The organism is Azospirillum cavernae, from assembly GCF_003590795.1.
In the GTDB taxonomy this organism is placed as follows: Bacteria; Pseudomonadota; Alphaproteobacteria; order Azospirillales; family Azospirillaceae; genus Azospirillum; species Azospirillum cavernae.
In genome coordinates this window covers 338,101-358,881 of the sequence record NZ_QYUL01000005.1, presented here as the reverse complement: position 1 = coordinate 358,881, position 20,781 = coordinate 338,101, and the positions used below count along the sequence as shown (strand labels likewise).

At 64.7% G+C, this 20,781-nt stretch carries 17 protein-coding genes; 11 read left to right on the top strand and 6 right to left on the bottom strand.

From position 1 onward, the window contains the following. Positions 1–24 precede the first annotated feature (24 nt). Both D3877_RS26960 and D3877_RS26955 read right to left on the bottom strand, forming a co-directional pair. On the bottom strand, positions 25–1,200 hold the full coding sequence (locus tag D3877_RS26960) for a GGDEF domain-containing protein (RefSeq protein WP_119833880.1): 1,176 nt from the start codon (positions 1,198–1,200) through the stop codon (positions 25–27). 108 nt (positions 1,201–1,308) lie between these two features. Next, entirely contained in the window at positions 1,309–1,938 is a 630-nt protein-coding gene (locus D3877_RS26955) for a TetR/AcrR family transcriptional regulator (RefSeq protein WP_238475118.1), read from the bottom strand. Positions 1,939–2,151: 213 nt separating this feature from the next. On the opposite strand from D3877_RS26955, the gene D3877_RS26950 reads away from it, so the two are divergent. The 3 genes from D3877_RS26950 to D3877_RS26940 all read left to right on the top strand — a co-directional run bounded on the left by D3877_RS26950 (position 2,152) and on the right by D3877_RS26940 (position 5,457). Then, entirely contained in the window at positions 2,152–3,261 is a 1,110-nt protein-coding gene (locus D3877_RS26950; protein WP_119833878.1) for an HlyD family secretion protein, read from the top strand. 31 nt (positions 3,262–3,292) lie between these two features. After that, complete coding sequence (locus tag D3877_RS26945; RefSeq protein WP_119833877.1) at positions 3,293–4,861, top strand: DHA2 family efflux MFS transporter permease subunit; 1,569 nt, start codon at positions 3,293–3,295, stop codon at positions 4,859–4,861. Positions 4,862–4,947: 86 nt separating this feature from the next. Continuing rightward, positions 4,948–5,457 (top strand): hypothetical protein, encoded by a 510-nt coding sequence (locus D3877_RS26940; protein WP_119833876.1) that lies wholly within the window; start codon positions 4,948–4,950, stop codon positions 5,455–5,457. A 54-nt stretch (positions 5,458–5,511) separates the two neighbouring features. Here the strand turns inward: D3877_RS26940 and D3877_RS26935 are convergent, their stop codons facing one another. From D3877_RS26935 to D3877_RS26925, 3 genes are all read right to left on the bottom strand, one after another. Then, positions 5,512–6,708 carry an E22 family MetX-like putative esterase gene (locus D3877_RS26935; RefSeq protein ID WP_238475117.1) on the bottom strand — a complete coding sequence of 399 codons (1,197 nt, stop codon included), beginning with the start codon at positions 6,706–6,708 and terminating at the stop codon, positions 5,512–5,514. A 109-nt stretch (positions 6,709–6,817) separates the two neighbouring features. Further along, positions 6,818–7,138 (bottom strand): heavy metal-binding domain-containing protein, encoded by a 321-nt coding sequence (locus tag D3877_RS26930; RefSeq protein WP_119833874.1) that lies wholly within the window; start codon positions 7,136–7,138, stop codon positions 6,818–6,820. A 68-nt stretch (positions 7,139–7,206) separates the two neighbouring features. Further along, positions 7,207–8,022, bottom strand: coding sequence for an oxidoreductase (locus D3877_RS26925; RefSeq protein ID WP_119833873.1), 816 nt, complete (start codon positions 8,020–8,022; stop codon positions 7,207–7,209). 83 nt (positions 8,023–8,105) lie between these two features. Between D3877_RS26925 and D3877_RS26920 the strand changes: the two genes are divergently transcribed. Both D3877_RS26920 and D3877_RS26915 read left to right on the top strand, forming a co-directional pair. Continuing rightward, the gene (locus D3877_RS26920; RefSeq protein WP_119833872.1) at positions 8,106–8,543 is read left to right on the top strand and encodes a winged helix-turn-helix transcriptional regulator; all 438 of its coding nucleotides are present in this window, start codon (positions 8,106–8,108) and stop codon (positions 8,541–8,543) included. 142 nt (positions 8,544–8,685) lie between these two features. Next, a complete protein-coding gene (locus tag D3877_RS26915; protein ID WP_119834060.1) occupies positions 8,686–9,321 on the top strand; it encodes a LysE family translocator in 636 nt (211 codons plus the stop codon). A gap of 141 nt (positions 9,322–9,462) precedes the next feature. Here D3877_RS26915 and D3877_RS26910 read toward each other — a convergent pair whose 3' ends face one another. After that, on the bottom strand, positions 9,463–11,844 hold the full coding sequence (locus tag D3877_RS26910; RefSeq protein WP_119833871.1) for a Tex family protein: 2,382 nt from the start codon (positions 11,842–11,844) through the stop codon (positions 9,463–9,465). Between the two features lie 235 nt (positions 11,845–12,079). On the opposite strand from D3877_RS26910, the gene hyfB reads away from it, so the two are divergent. Genes hyfB through D3877_RS26880 form a run of 6 tightly spaced genes read left to right on the top strand, consistent with a single transcriptional unit; the run spans position 12,080 to position 19,650 of the window. Next, complete coding sequence (hyfB, locus tag D3877_RS26905) at positions 12,080–14,125, top strand: hydrogenase 4 subunit B (RefSeq protein ID WP_238475116.1); 2,046 nt, start codon at positions 12,080–12,082, stop codon at positions 14,123–14,125. Next, positions 14,122–15,066: a respiratory chain complex I subunit 1 family protein gene (locus D3877_RS26900; RefSeq protein ID WP_420796916.1), complete on the top strand. Its 945-nt coding sequence runs from the start codon at positions 14,122–14,124 to the stop codon at positions 15,064–15,066. The genes hyfB and D3877_RS26900 overlap by 4 nt, the downstream gene beginning before the upstream one ends. Continuing rightward, positions 15,067–15,729 (top strand): hydrogenase-4 component E, encoded by a 663-nt coding sequence (locus D3877_RS26895; RefSeq protein ID WP_119833869.1) that lies wholly within the window; start codon positions 15,067–15,069, stop codon positions 15,727–15,729. Next, the gene (locus D3877_RS26890; protein WP_119833868.1) at positions 15,726–17,162 is read left to right on the top strand and encodes a hydrogenase 4 subunit F; all 1,437 of its coding nucleotides are present in this window, start codon (positions 15,726–15,728) and stop codon (positions 17,160–17,162) included. Before D3877_RS26895 ends, D3877_RS26890 begins: the two co-directional genes overlap by 4 nt. A 10-nt stretch (positions 17,163–17,172) precedes the next feature. Next, on the top strand, positions 17,173–18,759 hold the full coding sequence (locus tag D3877_RS26885; RefSeq protein ID WP_119833867.1) for a hydrogenase large subunit: 1,587 nt from the start codon (positions 17,173–17,175) through the stop codon (positions 18,757–18,759). 12 nt (positions 18,760–18,771) lie between these two features. Further along, a complete protein-coding gene (locus D3877_RS26880; protein WP_119833866.1) occupies positions 18,772–19,650 on the top strand; it encodes an NADH-quinone oxidoreductase subunit B family protein in 879 nt (292 codons plus the stop codon). Positions 19,651–20,781 lie beyond the last annotated feature (1,131 nt).

The following is a 20,781-nucleotide window of genomic DNA, read 5'->3' as shown; positions in this document are numbered from 1 at the left end:
TGGAGATCCGGCAAGAAAACTCGCTTAGGCGGCGGCCTTGGCGAAATGCACCCGGTTGCGGCCCCGGTCCTTGGCCTCATACAGCGCGGCGTCGGATTGCTCGATCAAGCTGGCGAAGCTGTCATGATCGGGGGAAAGCGTGACGCCGCCAACGCTGCACGTCACCGCCAAGGCTTTTTCCGCGCCCAACACGCCAACGCTGCGTTCAATGTTGGCCCGTATCCGCTCCGCAATCCGCTCACCCGCCTCCAGGTCGCTTTCGGGCAGCAGAATGGCGAACTCTTCGCCACCCAAACGCCCGATGGAATCCTCGGGCCGGAGATTGGTGGCGCAGCAATCGGCCACCGCCTTAATCACCCGATCGCCAAAGGGATGCCCAGCCCGATCATTGATCGCCTTGAAACGGTCGATGTCGATGATGAGCAAACTTAACGGACGGCCATAGCGTTTGGCCCGTCGGAACTCGATCTCGGCCAGTTCCAGAAAGCGACGGCGGGTCAGAACCCCGGTCAGACCATCGGTGTTGGCCAGGACTTGCAGCTCTTTGTTGAACTCGTCACTGGCCATCAGCAGGAAAATGATGGCGCCAATGATGTTGCTGAGAAAAATGACGGCATACACCCCACGTTCCACCGCATCGCTGATGGCGAGGTTGTCCGATGGGCCGATCTGGGCGGCGTTCGCCCAAATGCGCACCACAAGCGCTAGAAGATTTACGACAATCAACCCACCAGACATGTAATGGGCAACACCTCGTCCTTGATACAACAGCAGAAGCTCAACCGCGATCACCAGCAGGAAAGCGGCGCCGACCAGACTGGAGATGGCGCGGACAAGGTTCAGATCATCCGGGCTTATCCGCAAGGCCAGAAAGCAGGCGACGGCCACCAGGACGCCCGCGCTCTCCGCAAGGCGGGGCGGCGTCCGTTTGTTTTGCATACGAAGAACGGCCACATAGTTCAGGGACATCGCCGCAGAGGCCAAGCCGTTCGCCAGGGGCACCAAAAATTCAGTGGCCATGCCGTCGCGAAAGGCCGCGATGAGAAAGGCGGCCGCCAGCAGCAGCTTTGCATAGGCGTAGGACTGAAGGGCATGCCGGATGTGGCGCGGATAGTTCAGCGAGGCCAAGAGAACGGACCCGCCAATGGCAAGGCCGAGCACCGCAATCACCTGCGCAATGACAATCATATCGATGTTCATGCGCCCTTCCAGCCAAGCCGATTACGCCCGTATGATCGGAACGCTATCCGATGCAACCCCCCATTACAAGACGACCTTAGCCCATTGCGCGGCGCGTGAGTGATCCGATCAAGGCGCGGGCGGGGCGTAGCCCTTGACGAACAGATCGACGGCGGCGTCAACAAAGCGTTGGATCGTGAGGTCGCTGGGCCGTTCGGTCAGGCACAGCAAAAGTTTCATGTGCAAATTGGCCTTGATGAGGCCGAAATATTGATGCGTCGCCATATCGATGTCGGGAATGGCCAATTCACCTCGGCGGTTCACGTCTTCGAGATAGGCGTTGACTCGCCCGAAGGTCAAAGCCGGACCGGCCTCGTAAAAGGCGCGGGCCAGTTCAGGAAAGCGATGCGCCTCACCCAACACCACGCGGTGAGCCGCCAGCGCCTTGGCCGACAGCACGAAGGTGACGAACTCCAGGCCGATCATGCGCAGCCCTTCGGCGGCGGGCAGCGCCGTCGCCTTATCCCACACGCCGTTCAGCGCGGAACTGGCGCATTCGCAAGCGACCATGGCGCGGAACAACTCGTCCTTGCTGCCGAAATGGGCGTAGAGCGTCGCCTTGGAGACGTTGGCTTTTTTGGACACCGCGTCCATGCTGACCGCGCCATAGCCGTTTTCCAGAAACAGGGCGCCAGCCGCCGCCAGAATCTGGGCCGGTTTGGATCCCGCTTCGGGAGTGGGAGCCACCAGTTTGGTCATGCATGCCTCGTCTGTCACAATCCGCTTCGCCCCTACCGCGTTCCGCATCGGACGACAACCCCTCTTCTAAAAACTAAACCGTTCAGTTCGATCTTGACAAGACATAGGTGATCGCTCATCGTCCGACAAGACTAAACTGAACGGTTCAGTTTGAAGGTGCGGCGGAACGCCGCGCGGCAGCGCGAACCGGAACGGGTTCAAGGGATACAGGCAATGGCATCGGGCTTGCGGAAAATCATCCTGTCGGCTGTCGCGGTCGCGGCTTTGACCGGCGTCGGTTATGGCGGCTATGGCTGGTGGACGACGGGCCGATTCATGGAATCGACCGACAACGCCTATGTGCAGAGCGACATCACCATCGTCAGCCCCAAGGTGTCGGCCTATGTGCGCGAGGTGCGCGCGGCGGAAAACCAATTGGTGCGGGCGGGCGACGTGCTGGCCGTGCTCGACGACCGTGATTTCCGCTCCAAGGTGCTGGAATCTGAGGCTGCGATGGCCGCGCAAAAGGCCGGGCTGGGCACGCTCGACAGCAAGCTGGATCTGCAACGCGCCATCATCGACCAAGCCGCCGCCACGTTGGCGAGCGCCGAGGCCGAACAGCGCCGCGCCCAGCAGGATTATGACCGCAACCGCTCGCTGGCCAACGACAGTTGGACCAGTCGGCAAAAGCTGGAAACCTCGGACGCCGATCTGCGCAAGGCCATCGCCCAGGTCGCCAAATCCCGCGCCGCGCTGGCCGCTGAAAACGATCAGGTCGCCGTGCTGCGCGCCACCCGCGTCGAAACCGAAGCCCGGTTGGCCCAGGCCGACGCCGCGTTGGACTCCGCCCGCAGCGATCTGACCAACACCGTCATCCGCGCTGCGGTCGATGGCGTTGTCGGCAATCGCGGCGTCCAGGTCGGCCAATACGCCCGGCCCGGCGTGCAGTTGCTGGTTCTGGTGCCGCTGCCCGACGTTTATGTCGTGGCGAATTTCAAGGAAACCCAGCTCGCTCACATGCGTTTGGGCCAAACGGTTTCGGTGTCGGTCGACGCCTTCCCCGGCCAGACTCTGGAAGGCACGGTGGAGAGCTTCGCCCCGGCGTCCGGCTCCAAATTCTCCCTGCTGCCTCCGGAAAACGCGACCGGCAATTTCACCAAGATCGTCCAGCGCGTGCCGGTGCGCATCGCCCTGCCGCGCGACAACGCCCTGTCCGGCTTGCTGCGCCCCGGCCTGTCGGTGACGGCGGAGGTTGACACGCGCGGCGGCGACCACGCGGCGCACGCCGTGGCCGGTGGAGTCTTCGGCGCCTTGACCAGCAAACAGGCCGTCGCCGCCAAGTGAGCGGTCGGCGTTCGGGAAGAGGGCTTTCAGCATGACGACCAACTCGGCGGCGCTTTCGGCGCAGGGCATGCGGACCTTGACCGCACGCGACCGCATCGGCTTTTTCGCCATGGTGGTCGGCATGTTCATGGCCATCCTGGACATTCAGATCGTCTCCAGCTCCCTGTCGGAAATCCAGGCGGGCTTGGCGGCCAGCGCCGATGAAATCTCGTGGGTGCAGACCGCCTATCTGATCGCCGAGGTGGTGATGATCCCACTGTCCGGGATCCTCTCGCGCATCCTGTCCACCCGCATCCTGTTCACCATCGCCGCCGCCGGTTTCACCCTGACCAGCGTCACCTGCGCCTTTTCCAGCGGCATCGAATCGATGATTTTCTGGCGGGCCTTGCAGGGCTTCATCGGCGGAGCGATGATCCCGACCGTCTTCGCCACCAGCTTCGCCATTTTCCCGCCGGAAAAGCGGGCGGGCGTGTCGGTGATGATCGGTCTGGTCGCCACCATGGCCCCGACCATCGGCCCGACGCTGGGCGGCTGGCTGACGCAAAGCCTGTCCTGGCATTGGCTGTTTCTCGCCAACGTCGTGCCGGGAATCATCGTCACCTCGCTGGTCTGGTTCCTGGTCGATGTGGACCGCCCGAACCCGGAACTGCGCAAGGGCTTTGACTTTCTGGGCCTTGGCCTGATGGCCGCCTTCCTCGGCAGTCTTGAGTATGTGGTGGAAGAGGGGCCACGCAACGATTGGTTCGCCGATGAAATCGTGGCGGGGCTGGCTGTGGTCGCCGTCGTCGGCGGGGTTGGCTTTTTCTGGCGGGTCCTGAGTTACCGCAATCCGATTGTCGAGTTGCGCGCCTTCGCCGACCGGAATTTCGCCATCGGCTCGCTCTACAGCTTCCTCCTTGGCATCGGGCTGTACGGCTCGGTCTATCTCCAGCCTTTGTTTCTGGCGCGGGTGCGCGGCTTCAACAGCCTGCAAATCGGCACCATCATGTTCGTGACCGGAATTTTCCAATTCATGTCGGCGCCCATCGCTGGGGCGCTGTCGAAGAAGCTCGATTTGCGGGTGATGTTGGGGCTTGGCTTGGTTCTGTTTGGCGCCGGCGTTTGGCTGAACAGCCATCTGACCAACCAGGCTGGCTTTTGGGAGCTGTTTCTCCCGCAGGCGGTGCGCGGCATGTCGCTGATGCTGTGCTTCATCCCGATCAACAGCATCGCGCTCGGCACCCTGTCGCCGGACAAGCTGAAGAACGCCTCTGGCCTTTACAATCTGATGCGCAATCTGGGCGGGGCCATCGGCTTGGCGGCGATCAACACCGTGATGATCGACCGGCTTGCCTTGCACACCAACCGCTTGGGCGACAATCTCAACCTGTCCCGCGCCGAGGTTCAGCAGACTCTGGATGGCTTGGCCGCCAGCTTCGACGGTCTGGTCGCCGACGCCAACGTCGCCGCCATGTCCAAGCTGGTCGGCATGATGCAGCGCGAGGCCTTGATCCTGACCTTCAACGACTGCCTGCTGCTGATGTCCGGCGTGTTCTTCGCCGCCCTGCTGTTCATGCCGTTGGTCCGCCGTCCCGGCGCGCCGGTGGCCGCCGATCACTGACGGTTCGGGCTTGACAGCGGGATAGGCTGTAGCCCTCGGGTTGTGCTATAACCCATTCGTCAGTGGTCAGTCCGCATCCGGTCCCTATGAGCAAGCGTCAATACACACGCGCCGAAGTCAAAGAGCTGTTGGGCGCTCTGGAGCGTCAGTGCCGCGACGCCTCCAAACTCGCCGCCTTGGCCGAGAAGGAAGCCAGCAAGCACAGCTTTGGCGCCTACCGCGAGTTCCGCGACAAGGTCGGCGAATTCCAGGCTTTGGTCATTCTGATCGAACAGCGGCTGCGCAATCTTGTCGACAACCGATCCGACGACTTGCGCGACCAGTTCGAGCGGTTGGACATGGTGATGCTGGCCTTGCTGGTGCGCGCCAGCATGCGCTTTTTCTTTGTGCTGTCGGCCAACTCGGTTTTGCCGATGGGCGCGCGGGAGATTTTCGTGGCGGAGTTGCGCAGCCTGCACGACGCCAGCGAAAAGCTCCAGCGTCCGGGTTACGTCGGAAAGCTGGGACCGGAGATGGAGCGCGATCTGGAAACCGCGTCCATGATCTTGGAAGAGATCATCGACAAGGCGCCCAGCCTGTTGAGCTTCAACAGTTGAGCAACGCTTGATCGGCCGGAATCGGGGGCGTCGCCGCCCCCATCCCGTAGCGCATTACTTGGCCAGGAATTTGGCGATGCTGTCGCCCGCCTTGGCGATGTTCACCACGCCATCCAGATGGCCGAGCGTGGAGGTGATCGCCTCTGTGTACTCCACCGCGTTGCCTTGCTTTTCCAGGCGCTCCTTCAGGGGGCGCATGTTGCGGTCGGGCGCGAAGACCAGATCGTCGGCGGACGGAATCAGCAAGGTCGGGGCCTTCAGCTTGGCCAACCCCTCTTCCAGCGACGCGCCGTTGCCGATCACAAAGGTCTGGCTGGCCTTGACCAGATAGAGGAAGTGGTTGGCGTCGCTGACGGCGGCGCGCCCGGCGGCGGCCTTGTCCAGCCACGCTTCGATGGCGTACTGGTTGCCCAGCGCGGCGCGCGGATCCTTGCCCTCATCCGCCCACTTGCGGCCAAACGCCGCGTCGGCCCATTTCCAATGGCGGGCGTGCAGCGTGACCAGCTTCAGCGCCTCGGTCAGTCCGGCTTTTGGCTCGGTCTTGCCGTAATAATCGCCGTTGTTCCAATTGGGATCGAGCTTGATCGGCGCCGCCCACAGATTGAGCCAGCCGATCAGGAAGGGGTCGGCCTCCGCCCCGCCGATGACGGCGATGACGCGCTTGACCATCTCGGGATAGGCCACGCCCCATTCCAGCGCCTGGAGCGACCCCATCGACCCGCCCATCACCGCCTGCACCCCGGTGACGCCCAGGCTGTCCAGCAAGCTTTTCTGAACATTGACGAAATCGCGGATGGTGACGACGGGGAAGGTCAAGCCATAGGGCTTGCCGGTGTCCGGGTTGACGCTGGCCGGGCCGGTGGTGATGACGGTCGGATCCTTGGGCGACAGATTGACCAAAGTGTCGGAGCTGATGATGAAGTATTTGTCGGTGTCCAGCGGCTTGCCCGGCCCGACGATGCTGTCCCAATAGCCGGGCGCCGCGTCTTCCGCCTTGTATTTCCCGGCGGCGTGGCTGCTGCCGCTGAAGAAATGGGCCAGAAGAATGACGTTGTCCTTCGCGTCGTTCAGCTTGCCGTAGCTTTCCCAACCGATGCGGACATTCTTGATCGTGCCGCCGCCGGTGGTGGTGTAGGACGGCATTTCAAACAGCTTTTTCTCGACAATCCCGTCCAGCGCCAGGGCCGGGGACGCTGCGAGAAGCCCAAGGGCCAGCGCCGCCGCGCCAATCCGTCCCGCCCAACGACTCAATGAACCGCAAGCTCCATCCCGCATAGGTCCGCCCTCCCGATTCCATTTTATAAATCGGGAGTTTACGGATGGCGATGCGTCTGTCCAGCGACGTTCCGTGACGGATGCGTTACGCCAACCGAACCGCTGTGCCGTTGATCGACACCATCAACATGCCGTTTTCCTTGCCCAGAACCTCGTAATCCAGATCGACGCCGACGATGGCGTCGGCCCCCAAGGCGCGGGCCGCGTCGGTCAGATCGGCGTAGGCGGCCTCGCGCGCCTCGCGCAGCGCGTCCTGATAGCCCCCGGCGCGCCCGCCGACGATGTCGCGCACCGACGAAAACAGGTCGCGGAAGACGTTCACCCCCATGATCGCCTCGCCCGCGACCATGCCGAGATACTGCGTGATCGGACGCCCTTCGACCGAATCGGTGCTGGTGATAATCATGATGGTTCGGTCCTTTCCGATGGTGGAATGAGCCTATGAGATGGCGACGCCCATCTTACGCCGATTGATTAAACGGGGAGACCGTTTTGCTTTCGCAGGCTCTTGTCGAACAACGATTCAGGAACGAAGCGGCGCAAGACGCTGACTTGCCGCGCCATTTTTCCCGCCGTGTAGCGGTGCTTCGGCGTGTGAGCGGTTGCCGCTTTCAGGACAGCCTCGGCAACGACTTGCGGCATGTCACCCGTTTCCATGGCTTTGCGAATCACCGCCCCCATCCTGTCGCGATCCTGGTTGTAGATTTCGAGCGTCCGATCCACCTCCGTGCGATTTTCCTCAAAGGATGTTCGGGTGTAGGCAGGCTCAACCAAAATGACTCGGACGCCCTGTGCGCGCACCTCATGATCCAGTGATTCCGAATAGCCCTCGACGGCGTGCTTGCTCGCTGCGTAAAGCGCGAGGAACGGCGCAGGTATCAGACCCAGGACAGAACTCATATTGATGATCCTGCCGCTCTTTTGACGCCGCATGATCGGCAGCACAGCGTTTGTTGCGCGAAAAATTCCAAAGAAATTGATGTTGAAAAGCTGCTGAGCCTGAGAAATCGAGGATTCCTCCGCTCCCCCCACAAGACCGACGCCAGCGTTGTTGACCAACAGATCAATGCGCCCAGTCTCCGCAACGATGTCGGAAACCAATTTTGACACCGATGCGTCGTCGCTCACGTCGCAGACGCGCATCGTCACGCCGACGGGGCCATCGGATGTCGGTTTCCGGCTGGTGCCGAAGACCCGGAATCCAGCTTTGGCCAGCGTGATGGCTGTCGCATACCCGATGCCGGTGGATGCGCCGGTCACAAGGGCGACGCCGCGATTGGCACTGCTCATTCTGATTTCCTTTGGATCGAGGGTATGGCCTGTTCGGAAACAATGATACTATCGTTTCGATACCAAGTCACTATCGAAACGATATGAACAGAGACGATTCCTCTCAACCCACCTGCCCGATAGCCAGAGGCGTCGCTTGTGTCGGCGACGCCTGGAGCATTTTGGTCCTTCGCGACGCCGCCATGGGCATCACGCGATTCGACGAGTTCCGAAAGAACCTTGGAATCGCGCCGACCATGCTGACCAAGCGGCTTGCCGTCTTGACGGAAGATGGCCTGCTTGAAAAACGTCGCTATTCAGAGCGACCGCCGCGCGATGAGTATGTTCTGACCGACGCAGGGCGGGATTTCCTGCCCGTTCTGGTCATGATTGGCGCCTGGGGGCAGAAGCATCGCGGTGGTGGTCGGATCGCGCGCTATGTGGACGCTGAGACGGGACAGGATATCCGAGCAATGTTGATCGACCGTGAAACCGGCGCGGAAATCGGAACCAGGCCGTTCAAGATCATTGAACCGGACTGAACGCAATTTGGGAACCGGGCCGGGTTGACCGAAGCGACAGCCGCCGAAAACGGGCAAAGGGGTTGGTGACGGTGAAGCTCGCCTGCCATTATGCTAGCCAATGATGGGCGACGGCCCGAACGCGGATGGAAAGGCGCAGGTCATGGATCCGGTGGTGGCCCTGCTGGGCATTTTGGGCGGTTTGGCGGTCGGCGTGGTCAGTCCGGGGCCGAGCTTTCTGATGATCGCCCGCAGTTCGGTGTCGGTGTCGCGCCAAGCCGGGTTGGCGGCCTCGGTCGGCATGGGGCTGGGCGGCGTGCTGTTCGCCGGGCTGGCTCTGTTCGGCCTGCACAGCCTGCTGACCCAATTTGCGTGGCTCTACGCCGGATTGAAGATCGTCGGCGGCCTGTATTTGCTGTGGATGGCCTACCGCCTGTGGCGCGGCGCGTCGGTTCCGTTGACCGTCACGGCGGACGGCCCGACCGCGCCAACCGGGCTGTGGCGGGCCTTCACCCTGGGCTTCGTCACCCAGATCAGCAACCCGAAAACGGCGGTGGTTTACGGCAGCATCTTCGCCGCGTTGCTGCCCGCCGAGCCGTCCACCTGGCTGCTGCTGGCCCTGCCGCCCTCGGTCTTCGTGGTGGAGGCCGGATGGTACGCGATTGTGGCCGTCGCCTTTTCAGCGGAGCAGCCGCGCGCGGCCTATCTGCGGTCGAAATGCTGGGTGGACCGAGTCGCCGCCGCCGCGATGGGCGGCTTGGGCCTCCGCTTGGTCGCCGACGCCGCGCCGCAAGGGTGAGGGTTTTGGACGGGCGCGGCTTGCCCCCTCCCTAACCCTCCCCCGCTTCGCAAGGGAGGGGACTGCCGCCGAACGCTGACAAGGCGCCTGCCCCCCTCTCCCGCGAAAGCGGGGGAGGGTCGGGGAGGGGGCAAGACGCCCTCAGCTTTTCTTCGTCTGCGCCCGCGCGAAGGCTTCGGCGAAGGCGCTGTTGATCGGCTCCGGGGCTTTCGCCGGTTTGGGCGGAGCTTTCGGCGCGGCGGCGGGGGCCGGGCGGCGGTCGCGGTCCGGCGGGCGGTTGCCTTGCGGGCGGGCGTGGTCGCCGCCTTGCGGGCGCGGGCCGCCGGAAGAGGTCCGCTCGCCGGGGGCCGGGCGGGGCGGGGCGTCGGTCAGGCGCATGGTCAGGGCGATGCGCTTGCGCGGGATGTCCACCTCCAGAACCTTCACCTTCACCACGTCGCCCGCCTTCACCACGCTGTGCGGATCCTTCACGAAGCTGGTGGAGAGCTGGGAGATGTGGACCAGACCGTCCTGATGGACGCCGATGTCGACGAAGGCGCCAAACGCGGTGATGTTGGTCGCCACCCCTTCCAGGATCATGCCGACCTGGAGATCCTTCAACTGTTCGACGCCTTCCTGGAAGGTGGCGGTCTTGAATTCCGGGCGGGGGTCGCGGCCCGGCTTTTCCAACTCCTTGATGATGTCTTCGATGGTCGGCAGGCCGAACCGCTCGTCGGTGAAATCCTCGGCGTTCAGGGCGCGCAGGAAACGCGCGTCGCCTATGACGCTGCCCAGATCCTTGCCGGTGGTCTTCAGGATGCGTTGAACCAGCGGGTAGGCTTCCGGGTGAACCGCCGAGCCGTCGAGCGGGTTGTCGCCCGCCCGGATGCGCAGGAAGCCCGCCGCCTGCTCGAAGGTCTTCGGACCCAGCCGGGCGACCTCCAACAACTGCTTGCGCGAGCGGAAGGCGCCGTTGCGGTCGCGGTGTTCGACGATGTTGCGGGCGATGGTCTCGTTCAGGCCCGACACGCGGGTCAGCAGCGGAATGGAGGCGGTGTTGAGATCGACGCCGACCGCGTTCACGCAATCCTCGACCACGGCGTCAAGCGAGCGGGCCAGCTTGCCGCCCGCGACATCATGCTGATACTGACCAACGCCGATGGATTTCGGCTCGATCTTCACCAGCTCGGCCAAGGGATCCTGAAGACGCCGCGCGATGGAGACCGCGCCGCGCAGAGACACGTCCAGGCCGGGGAATTCCAGCGCGGCGGTTTCCGAGGCCGAATAGACCGACGCCCCGGCCTCGCTGACCACCAGCTTGGTCAGCGACAATTCGGGGTGGCGCTTCATCAGATCGGCGGCCAGCTTGTCCGTCTCGCGGGAGGCGGTGCCGTTGCCGATGGAGATCAATTCGACCTTGTGCCGGTGGGCCAGCGCCGCCAGCACGGCCAGCGAACCGTCCCAATCGTTGCGCGGCGGGTGCGGGTAGATCGTGGTGGTTTCCACCAGCTTGCCGGTCGAATCGACGACGGCGACCTTCACCCCGGTGCGGATGCCGGGGTCCAGCCCGATGGTGGCGCGCTGCCCAGCGGGGGCGGCGAGCAACAGGTCGTGCAGGTTGCGGGCGAAGACGCGAATCGCCTCATCCTCCGCCCGTTCGCGCAAACCGCCCATCAGGTCGGTTTCGACATGCGGGCCGATCTTCAGCTTCCAGGTCCAGCGCACGACGTCCGAAAGCCATTTGTCGGCGGGGCGGCCCTGGTCGCGGATGCCGGTGTGGGCGGCGATGGTCCGTTCCGCCGGGTGGGGTTGTCCGTCCTCGACCACCAGATCCAGGCCGATGGTCAGCACGCCCTGGGCGCGGCCCCGGAACAGCGCCAGCGCCCGGTGCGAGGGGATCTTCGCCCAATTTTCCGAGAAATCAAAATAGTCGGAGAATTTGGCCCCCTCGGCCTTCTTCTCCTCGACCAATTTGGACGTGACGACGCCCTTTTCGGCCATGGTGGCGCGCAGCCACCCGACCAGTTCGGCGTCCTCGCCAAAGCGTTCAACCAGGATGTGACGGGCGCCGTCCAGCGCCGCCTTGACGTCGGCGACCGCCTTTTCGGCGTCGACGAAGGCGGCGGCCTCGGCCTCCGGGTTCTTGGTCGGATCGCTCAGCAACCGATCGGCCAGCGGCTCCAGCCCGGCTTCGCGCGCGATCTGCGCCTTGGTCCGGCGCTTTTGCTTGTAGGGGAGATAGAGGTCTTCCAACCGGGTCTTGGTGTCGGCCAGCTTGATCTGGCGCTCCAGCTCTGGCGTCAGCTTGCCCTGGTCCTGGATGGTGGACAGGATGGTGGCGCGGCGGTCTTCCAACTCGCGCAGATAGCCCAACCGCTCTTCCAGGTTGCGGAGTTGCGTGTCGTCCAGCCCGCCGGTGGCTTCCTTGCGGTAGCGGGCGATGAAGGGAACGGTCGATCCTTCGTCGATCAGGGCGACGGCGGCGGCGACTTGGGCTTCGCGAACCGACAGTTCGTCGGCGATGCGCTGGCTGATGGACAGCATAAGCAGGGGAATCCGCGCTGGCTGGAGAGGGGGAGCAAAGGCGGCTCCTATAGCGCGATTGGGCGGATCCGACCAGTCTCCTGAATGGGCGGACGGCGTCCGCCTTTCGGCTGTGCCACAGAATCATTCCGGCAAACGCGACCATTGGACAAAATTTTCGGTGTCTTTTTCGCTTGCCAAGCCTATGGGCAATATCCTTACAATATCACCACATGCATTCCGTGGGTTTGTTGCCGTGACGGTTCCGCTGGTCGCCCTTCTTGCTCTGTTCGCTCTGGCGGTTGTCGGGGTGGCCGCGCGGCGCGCGCCGTGGGTCGGCTCGGTTGTTTATGGTGGAACGGCGACGGTCTGCGCGGTCGTCGCGCTGTGGGCCGGGTTTGCGTTGGCGGGACGAAGCGGGGCCGAGACCATCACTCTGCCGATGGGCCTGCCCTGGATCGGCGCGCATCTGCGGGCCGATGGCTTGAGCGCTTTTTTTCTGCTGGTGGTGAATTTCGGCGGCGTGACCGCCAGCCTGTTCGGTTGGGGCTATGAACGGGCGCAGGCGGGCGGGCATGGAAGCGGGCATGGGCACGGCGATTCCGGCCCGGTTCTGCCCTTCTTTCCGCTGTTTCTGGCGGGCATGAGTCTGGTGCTGCTGGCCGACGACGCCTTCACCTTTCTGGTGTCGTGGGAATTCATGTCGCTGACCTCCTGGCTTTTGGTGCTGTCCACCCACCGCGAGCCGGACACGTCGGAGGCCGCGCGGCTTTATCTGATTATGGCGAGCGCCGGAACGGCCTGCCTGCTGTTGGCCTTCGGGTTGCTGGCCAGCGGGGCGGGCGATTACCAGTTCGACGCCATCCGCCAGCACGCGCCGACCGCAGGCGCGGCGGCAATGGTCGTTCTGTTGATTTTGCTGGGGGCGGGGTCGAAGGCCGGGCTGGTTCCGCTGCATGTCTGGCTGCCGCTGGCCCATCCCGCCGCGCCCAGCCATGTGTCGGCCCTGATGTCGGGCGTGATGACCAAGGTGGCGATTTACGCCATGGTCCGCGTGCTGTTCGATCTGCTGGGCGAGCCGGTCTGGTGGTGGGGCGGGGCGTTGATGATCGTCGGCGCGGTCACGGCGGTGATGGGCGTGCTCTACGCCCTGATGCAAGACGACGTGAAACGGCTGCTCGCCTGCTCCACCATCGAAAACATCGGGGTGATCGTCATCGCGCTGGGGCTGGCGCTGGTCTTCAAGGCCAGTCACACCCCGGTGATCGCGGCCCTGGCGCTGAGCGCCGCGCTGCTGCACGTCGTCAACCATTCGCTGTTCAAGAGCCTGCTGTTCTTTGTCGCCGGGGCCATTCTGACGGCGACCGGATCGCGCGATCTGAACCGGCTGGGCGGGTTGATCCATCGGATGCCGGTGACGGCGGTTCTGGCGTTGATCGGCGCGGCGGCGATTTCGGCCTTGCCGCCGCTGAACGGTTTTGTCGGGGAATGGCTGCTGTTCCAGGCGATTTTGAACGCCCCGGCCTTGCCGGAATGGTCGCTGAAGATCGGCATCGCCGTGGTTGGCGCGGCGGTGGCGCTGGCGGCGGCCTTGGCGGCGGCCTGCTTCGTCCGGCTCTACGGCATCGCCTTTCTCGGACGCCCGCGTTCGCCAGAGGCGGCAGGGGCGGGGGAGGTTGGCGTCGCCATGCAAGCGGGGATGATGATTCCAGCGGTTCTCTGCGTCGTGTTGGGCGTGTTGCCGACCTTCGTGATCCGTCTGTTTGAACCCGCCGTCCGCGCGATGGTGGAGGCCGGGCCGTTCGACGACCGCAGCTATCAGCCCTGGATCTGGCTGGCCCCGACCTCGGCGATTGGCAACTCCTACAACGGGTTGATTATGCTGGCCGCCATCGCCGCGCTGTCGATCCCGCTGGTGCTGGTCATTCACCGTTGGGCCTCGGACAAGGTGCGCTGGTCCATCGCCTGGGGCTGCGGCCATGTGGAGCCGGACCCGACGGCCCTGTCACAATACAGCGCGTCCAGCTTCGCCCAACCGATCCGCCGCGCCTTTGGCGGCACGGTGTTCAACGCCCAGGATCGGGTCGAGATGCCGGAACCGGGCGACACCCGGCCCGCCCGCCTGACCGTGCGCTGGACCGATCCGGCTTGGGCCTATCTGTTCACGCCAATCCGCAGCGCTGTGAATTGGCTGGCTGACCGGGCCGACGTCCTGCAATTCCTGACCATCCGCAGCTATCTGACCTTGATGTTCACCGCGCTGGTGGTGGTTCTGGCGCTGGTCGCGGTGGTGCGGTCATGATCGCGTCGGTGATCCACCAGATCGTGCAAATGGCGCTGGTGCTGATCCTGGCTCCGCTGCTCACCGGCTGGGTGCGGCTGGTCAAGGCGCGGCTGCTGGGGCGGCGGGGACCGTCCTTGCTTCAGCCCTACCGCGACCTCGCCCGGCTGCTGCGCAAAGAGGTGGTGTTGGCCAACAACGCCTCCTGGCTGTTCCGCTCCGTTCCTTATGTGATGTTCACCGCCATTTGGCTGGCCGCCGGGCTGGTGCCGGTCTTCACCACCGATCTGGCGCTGGCCCCCACCGCCGATTTGATCGCGTTGATCGCCCTGCTGGGAACCGCGCGCTTCTTTCTGGCGCTGGCCGGGATGGACACGGGAACCAGCTTTGGCGGCATCGGCTCCTCGCGCGAGATGATGATCGCGGCGTTGGCCGAGCCGGCGATGCTGATGGTGGTGTTTTCCGTCGCCGTGCTGGTCCGCACCACCTCGCTGGCGGAAATCGCCACCTACATGATGGGCGGAACGGTTGGGCTGCGGGTGTCGCTGGCGCTGGCGCTGATCGCGCTGGTGATGGTGGCGATCGCCGAAAACGCCCGCATCCCCATCGACAATCCGGCGACGCATCTGGAACTGACCATGGTGCATGAGGCGATGGTGCTGGAATATTCCGGCCGCCATCTGGCGCTGATCGAGGGCGCGGCGATGCTCAAGCTGCTGCTCTACGCCGCGCTGATCGCCTGCGTCTTCCTGCCCTGGGGCATGGCGACGCCGACCCATGGCAACCCGCTGATTGGTTTGCTGAGCTTTCTGGCCAAGCTGGCGGCGGCGGGAACCGCGCTGGCGGTGTTTGAGACCAGCATCGCCAAGATGCGCGTCTTCCGCGTTGGCGAGTTTCTCGGCGGCGCGCTGCTGCTCAGCCTGCTGGGGGCTATCTTCCTTTACGTGTCGCGGGGGGTGTGAGTGATCGACATCGGTTACGACGCGGCCCACCTGCTCGGCGCGCTGGTTCTGCTGACCAGCTTCGCGCTGCTCTACCAACGGCGGCTGTTCTCGCTGCTGAACGTCTTCACCGTGCAGGCGCTGGCGCTGAGCGGGGCGGCGGCGTGGCAGGCCTACGCCCATGACGAGCCGCATCTTTACATCACCGCGATCCTGACCCTGGGCTTGAAGGCCATCGCCATTCCGGTGGCGCTGCACCGGATCATCCAGCGCCTGCACATCGAACGGACGGTCGAACCGGCGCTGGGCATTGGTTTGACCATGGTGGCCGGGGTGTCGCTGGTCACGCTGTCGATCCTGCTGGTTCTGCCGGTGACGGAGAACGCCACGGCGCTGACCCGCGAGGATCTGGCGCTGTCCCTGTCGGTGGTGCTGCTGGGGCTGCTGATGATGATTTCCCGGCGCAACGCGGTCAGCCAAGTGGTCGGCTTCATGTCCATCGAGAATGGCTTGATCCTGGCGGCGGTCGGCGTGGCGGGGATGCCGCTGGTGGTGGAAATGTCCATCGCCTTTTCCGTCATGGTCGCCTTCATCATCTTCGGCATCTTCCTGTTCCAAATCCGCGAACGGTTCGAGACGTTGGACATGCGCAAGATCGAAAGCTTCCGGGGGGAAAGCGATTGACCCCGGCGCTGCCCTTTGTCCTGATCGCGCCGCTGGTCGCCGCGCTTCTTCTGGTTCTCGTGCCCAACTGGCGCGTGGCCTCCTGGCTGAACGTCGGGGCCTGCGCGGTGACGCTGGCGGCGGCGCTGACCCTGTTCACCGCCAAACCGGCGGCCACGGCCATGCTGGTGCTCGACGCCTTCAACGTCACCTTGATCGCGCTGACCGCCTTTGTCGGGCTGACCACCTCGGTCTTCTCGGCCAGCTACATCGGGCATGAGGTGGCGAGCGGCAAGCTGAACCCGCTGCGGCTGCGCTTTTACCACGCCATGTACCAAGCCTTCCTGTTCACCATGCTGCTGGCCTTGTCGGCCAACAATCTGGGCGTGCTGTGGGTGGCGGTGGAAGGGGCGACGCTGACCACCGTGTTGATGGTCAGCCTGTACCGCACGGCGGCCAGCATCGAAGCGGCGTGGAAATACTTCATCCTGTGCGGCGTCGGCATCGCGCTGGCCCTGTTCGGCACCATCCTGATCTATCTGGCGGCGCAGCCGGTGATGGGGCCGGGGCTGGCGGCGATGACCTGGACCCGGCTGCTGGCCGACAGCGCGAAGATCGAGCCGAACATCCTCAACCTCGCCTTCGTCTTCCTGCTGATCGGCTATGGCACCAAGGTTGGTTTGGCCCCGCTGCACGCGTGGTTGCCCGACGCCCACGCCGAAGGGCCGACGCCGATTTCCGCCGTGCTGTCGGGGCTGCTGCTGAATGTGGCGCTCTACGCCGTGCTGCGGTTCAAGATGCTGCTGGCGGCGAACGGGGCGACGATGGCGCCGGGGCCGCTGATGATGGTGATGGGGCTGTCGTCGCTGTTCCTGGCCGGTTTGATGCTGTACCGGCGGCGCGACATCAAACGCTTCTTCGCCTACAGCTCCATCGAGCATATGGGCATCATCGCCTTTGCCTTTGGCATTGGCGGGCCGCTGGCGAATTTCGCCGGGCTGCTGCACATGGCGATGCACAGTCTGACCAAATCGGCGATTTTCTACGCCGTCGGCCACGCGGTGCAGGCCAAGGGAACCCAGAAGATCGACGGCATCCGGGGCCTGACGGTCAGTCATCCGGCCTTGGGCTGGGGGCTGCTGGCCGGGGTGCTGGCGATCGCCGGGCTGCCGCCCTTTGGCGTGTTCATGAGCGAGTTCCTGCTCATCACCAACACCTTCGCCCGGCAGCCTCTGTTGGCGCTGGTCCTGGTTTTGGGCATCCTGCTGGCCTTCGGGGCGCTGGTCCTGCGGGTGCAGCAAATCTGCTTTGGCGCGCCGACAGGGGAAAGCCACCCGATTCACGGCACGCTGGCGCCGCTTTACGCGCATCTGGCGCTGGTGCTGCTGGCCGGGCTGTGGTTGCCGGGGCCGCTGGTCGCCTGGTTCCAGACCGTCGCCGCGATGTTGGGTTAGGGGAGGGCGCATGTACGGCGAAGAACCCCTGTTCGGTCTGCTCAACCGCCTTGGTCGCCCGGCGCCAAACCATCGGCCTTGGCCGCGCCACGTCACCGACCGCGCCGGTTGGCGGTTGTTGATCGACCATCTGGGGCAAAACAACTGGTCGCTGCTCGGCTTGTGGGGCGACCGCGCCGCTGACGGCCTGTCGGTCCATGCCGCCCTGCGCGAGGATCTGTCCGGCGACGTCGGGCTGGTCAGCCTGCCATGCCCGGACGGGCGATTCCCCAGCCTGTCCGCCGTCCGCCCCGCCGCCATCCGGTTGGAACGCGCCGCCTGCGACCTGTTCGGCCTGACCGCCGAGGGGATCACCGACCCGCGCCCCTGGCTCGATCATGGGCAATGGGGCCTGCGCCATCCGCTGGCCCAGACGCCGACATTCTCCACGCCGCCCACCGCGCCCTATCCCTTTTTGAAAAGCGAAGGCCACGGCCTGCATCAGATTCCGGTCGGCCCGGTCCATGCGGGCATCATCGAACCCGGCCATTTCCGCTTCACCGCCAACGGCGAAACCGTGGCGCGGCTGGAGGAGCGGCTTGGCTATGTCCACAAGGGGATCGAGGGGCTGACGCGCGGCAAGCCGGTGCTGGAGGCGGCGCGGATCATCGCCCGGCTGTCGGGCGACAGCACGGTCGCCCATTCCATCGCCTTCGCCCGCGCGGTCGAATCCGCGCTCGCCCTCACGATTCCGCCGCGCGCGGTCTGGCTGCGCGCCCTGATGGCGGAGTTGGAGCGTCTCGCCAACCATTTTGGCGACATCGGCGCGATCTGCAACGACGCCGCGTTCGCCTTCATGCTGGCCGAACTCAGCCAATTGCGCGAGGCGGTGTTGCGCGCCGCCGACGCCTGTTTCGGCCACCGGCTGATGATGGATTGCGTGATTCCCGGCGGCGTTTTCCCCGACATCGCCGAAACCGGACCGAAACGGCTGCTTGACCTGACCATCGAGCTTCGCCGTCGCTTCGCCCCGCTGGTCGCCATTTACGACAACAAGGCGTCCTTGCAGGACCGCACGGTGTCCACCGGGATCGTCAACACCGGGCTGGTCAATCGCTTTGGCGCCGGGGGGCATGTCGGGCGGGCGTCGGGCCGGGGGCTGGACGCCCGCAAATCGCCCGGCTACGCTCCTTACAACGATCTTGAGTTCGAGGTTCCGGTCCTGACCGAAGGCGACGTGAACGCGCGCGTCTGGATCCGCATCCGCGAGGTCGAACAATCCCTGTCGTTGGTCGAGCAGATCGTCCGCCGCATGCCCGGCGTGCCGCGCGGCCCCGACGGCATCACCCCGCCGCCGCTGCTCCCCATGGATCACATTCTGGACCACGCCAAGGCGGGCGGGGGAGGCGAGGGGATGGCGCTGGTCGAATCCTTCCGGGGCGAGATTCTGACCTGGGTGCGGATCGCCGCCGACGGCACGGTGGAGCGCTGCCACCCGCGCGATCCCTCTTGGTTCCAATGGCCGCTGCTGGAGGCCGCCATCGAGGGCAACATCGTCGCCGACTTCCCGCTGTGCAACAAATCCTTCAACTGTACCTATTCCGGCCACGACCTGTAGGGGAGGCGGACCATGTTCAAGCACATCCTGCGGTCGCTGACCGGCGGCCCGGTGACGGAAGCTGCTCCCGCCCCATCGCCCGATGGTTTGGCCGAATTGGCGGGTCTGGTGGATCGCGCCGCCAAGGCGCGGCTGGGCCGCAGCCTGTCGATTCGCGCGGTGGACGCCGGATCCTGCAACGGCTGCGAGTTGGAACTCCACGCCATGAACAACCCGCTCTATGATCTGGAGCGTTTCGGCCTGCGCTTCGTCGCCTCGCCGCGCCACGCCGACGTGCTGCTGGTGACGGGGCCAGTCACCAAAAACATGGCCGACGCCCTGCGCCGCACCTGGGAGGCGACGCCCGATCCCAAATGGGTGGTGGCCTGCGGGGCCTGCGCGATTGACGGCGGGGTGTTCGCCGGTTCCTACGCCTGCCTTGGCCCGGTTGAGACGGTGATTCCCGTTGATCTGCGCATCCCCGCTGCCCCGCCAACCGAGTTGCTGGCGGGTTGCTGGCTCTGTTGGAGCGCAGCGCGCGGGCGCGTAGCGACCAAAACCAAAAATGGCCGGAACCACAGCTTCCGGCCCTGTCATCAAAACACAGCGCGACCGAATCAGGCGGCATCCGGCTTTCCGCCAAAACCCAGACCGGCCTTGCGGCGACAGCGTTCATCGTTTCGAACCACACGGCCTCGATTTCGCGCGAACGGCATCGTCGGCGGCCCGGTTGCGTCGAACAGCGCCCGGCACCGCTCCGGGTCCAAAGGGCGTCGCGATCTTCGTGCGCATCCGCGCGCCCAAAATCGCCACGCCCGGCTGCATCCCACGAAGAGGGGGCGGGCGTCTCCAGCGCACGACGCAGAATCGCCGCGTCTTCGGCGACAGGCGTTCCGCAGGCCCGTTCGATGAAATGCACCAGCCGCGTGCTCCGGCCCCGGCGGCGGGGGGGCGGACGCACGCGTGGCGGACCACAAAAGCCCCCGCCAACTGTTGACCGCAAGGAGCCGATCAGAAGGAACCAGGGCCAACGGCGCCGAAGGGCGCGGCAATCGCATCTCTCCCAAATAGCTTGACGATCATCACGCCGACAGTCATGGGACGATTGTCGAGCTGGGACACAGGCAGAGCCCCTGAGTGTAGGACAAGGGAAGCAAAGAAATCCATCATCGCGAGAAAGCACCGCGGCGCGATCCGGATTGGCGACCATTCCGACAACAGGGACCGAATTCCGGGCACGGTCTGATTCGCGATTTCGCCGCGAGCGGTCAAAGACGCTGTCGCGTATCTACCGACACATGGAACGCCGCCTGATCCAGCAGTTCGTCGGTCAGCGCCGCGTCGGCCCAAACACGTCGCGCGCCTCTTTGCTGCGATCAAGCAAATCCGGGCGGCGAGGGTGATTTTGACCGGCCAGCGATCAAGATCAGCGCCGTGGGCGAGGCATAACGGGTAACTCTTTGAGTGTCATGGCCTGCGCCGTCCTTCTGACGGATCAGGGGTTGAAACGGCGCGCACACGCGGACGCGCCCGCACGAGAAGACTTTCCATGGCGGACACCGACACTTGCGAGGAACTCCGACGCTTCCGCGCAGGTCATCTCCTCCATGTAGCAAGACTGACGCGCGCGCGTTGCCGTTCGGCAGGCGGCGATCCCGCGTCCACCTCCGCCCAATCTTCGGCCAATCCACAGGGTTTCCGCGCTCCAGGCGGGCGGCGATTCGTCGCGCGTCAGCGGCGCAAAGGTCGCCGTCGCCGATAGTCGATCGATCGATTGACACGATGGGTACAGCCACGTCGTGAAAGTTGCTGCTCATCGCGCAGCCAACGGTCCGCGTTCCAGATCTGAAGAAACTGCATCCGCACGATCTCTTCCGCGTACCTGGCGTTGCCGAGACCGTTGGGCCAAGGCGATGCTGCGGCGCAGATTGACGGGCGGTGAGAATCGAAACGGCTATTGCTGTCTCGCGGCGGCTCTGCCATCAGCGCCTGCGTCGGAAACCGCCTCATTCTGCCCAAGGCTCCACGCCCGTGTCCGTGTCG

Coding starts and splice junctions, on each gene's coding strand:
- D3877_RS26960 (WP_119833880.1), bottom strand. CDS start 1,200: ATGAACATCGATATGATTGTCATTGCGCAGGTGATTGCGGTGCTCGGC.
- D3877_RS26955 (WP_238475118.1), bottom strand. CDS start 1,938: ATGACCAAACTGGTGGCTCCCACTCCCGAAGCGGGATCCAAACCGGCC.
- D3877_RS26950 (WP_119833878.1), top strand. CDS start 2,152: ATGGCATCGGGCTTGCGGAAAATCATCCTGTCGGCTGTCGCGGTCGCG.
- D3877_RS26945 (WP_119833877.1), top strand. CDS start 3,293: ATGACGACCAACTCGGCGGCGCTTTCGGCGCAGGGCATGCGGACCTTG.
- D3877_RS26940 (WP_119833876.1), top strand. CDS start 4,948: ATGAGCAAGCGTCAATACACACGCGCCGAAGTCAAAGAGCTGTTGGGC.
- D3877_RS26930 (WP_119833874.1), bottom strand. CDS start 7,138: ATGATTATCACCAGCACCGATTCGGTCGAAGGGCGTCCGATCACGCAG.
- D3877_RS26925 (WP_119833873.1), bottom strand. CDS start 8,022: ATGAGCAGTGCCAATCGCGGCGTCGCCCTTGTGACCGGCGCATCCACC.
- D3877_RS26920 (WP_119833872.1), top strand. CDS start 8,106: ATGAACAGAGACGATTCCTCTCAACCCACCTGCCCGATAGCCAGAGGC.
- D3877_RS26915 (WP_119834060.1), top strand. CDS start 8,686: ATGGATCCGGTGGTGGCCCTGCTGGGCATTTTGGGCGGTTTGGCGGTC.
- D3877_RS26910 (WP_119833871.1), bottom strand. CDS start 11,844: ATGCTGTCCATCAGCCAGCGCATCGCCGACGAACTGTCGGTTCGCGAA.
- D3877_RS26900 (WP_420796916.1), top strand. CDS start 14,122: ATGATCGCGTCGGTGATCCACCAGATCGTGCAAATGGCGCTGGTGCTG.
- D3877_RS26885 (WP_119833867.1), top strand. CDS start 17,173: ATGTACGGCGAAGAACCCCTGTTCGGTCTGCTCAACCGCCTTGGTCGC.
- D3877_RS26880 (WP_119833866.1), top strand. CDS start 18,772: ATGTTCAAGCACATCCTGCGGTCGCTGACCGGCGGCCCGGTGACGGAA.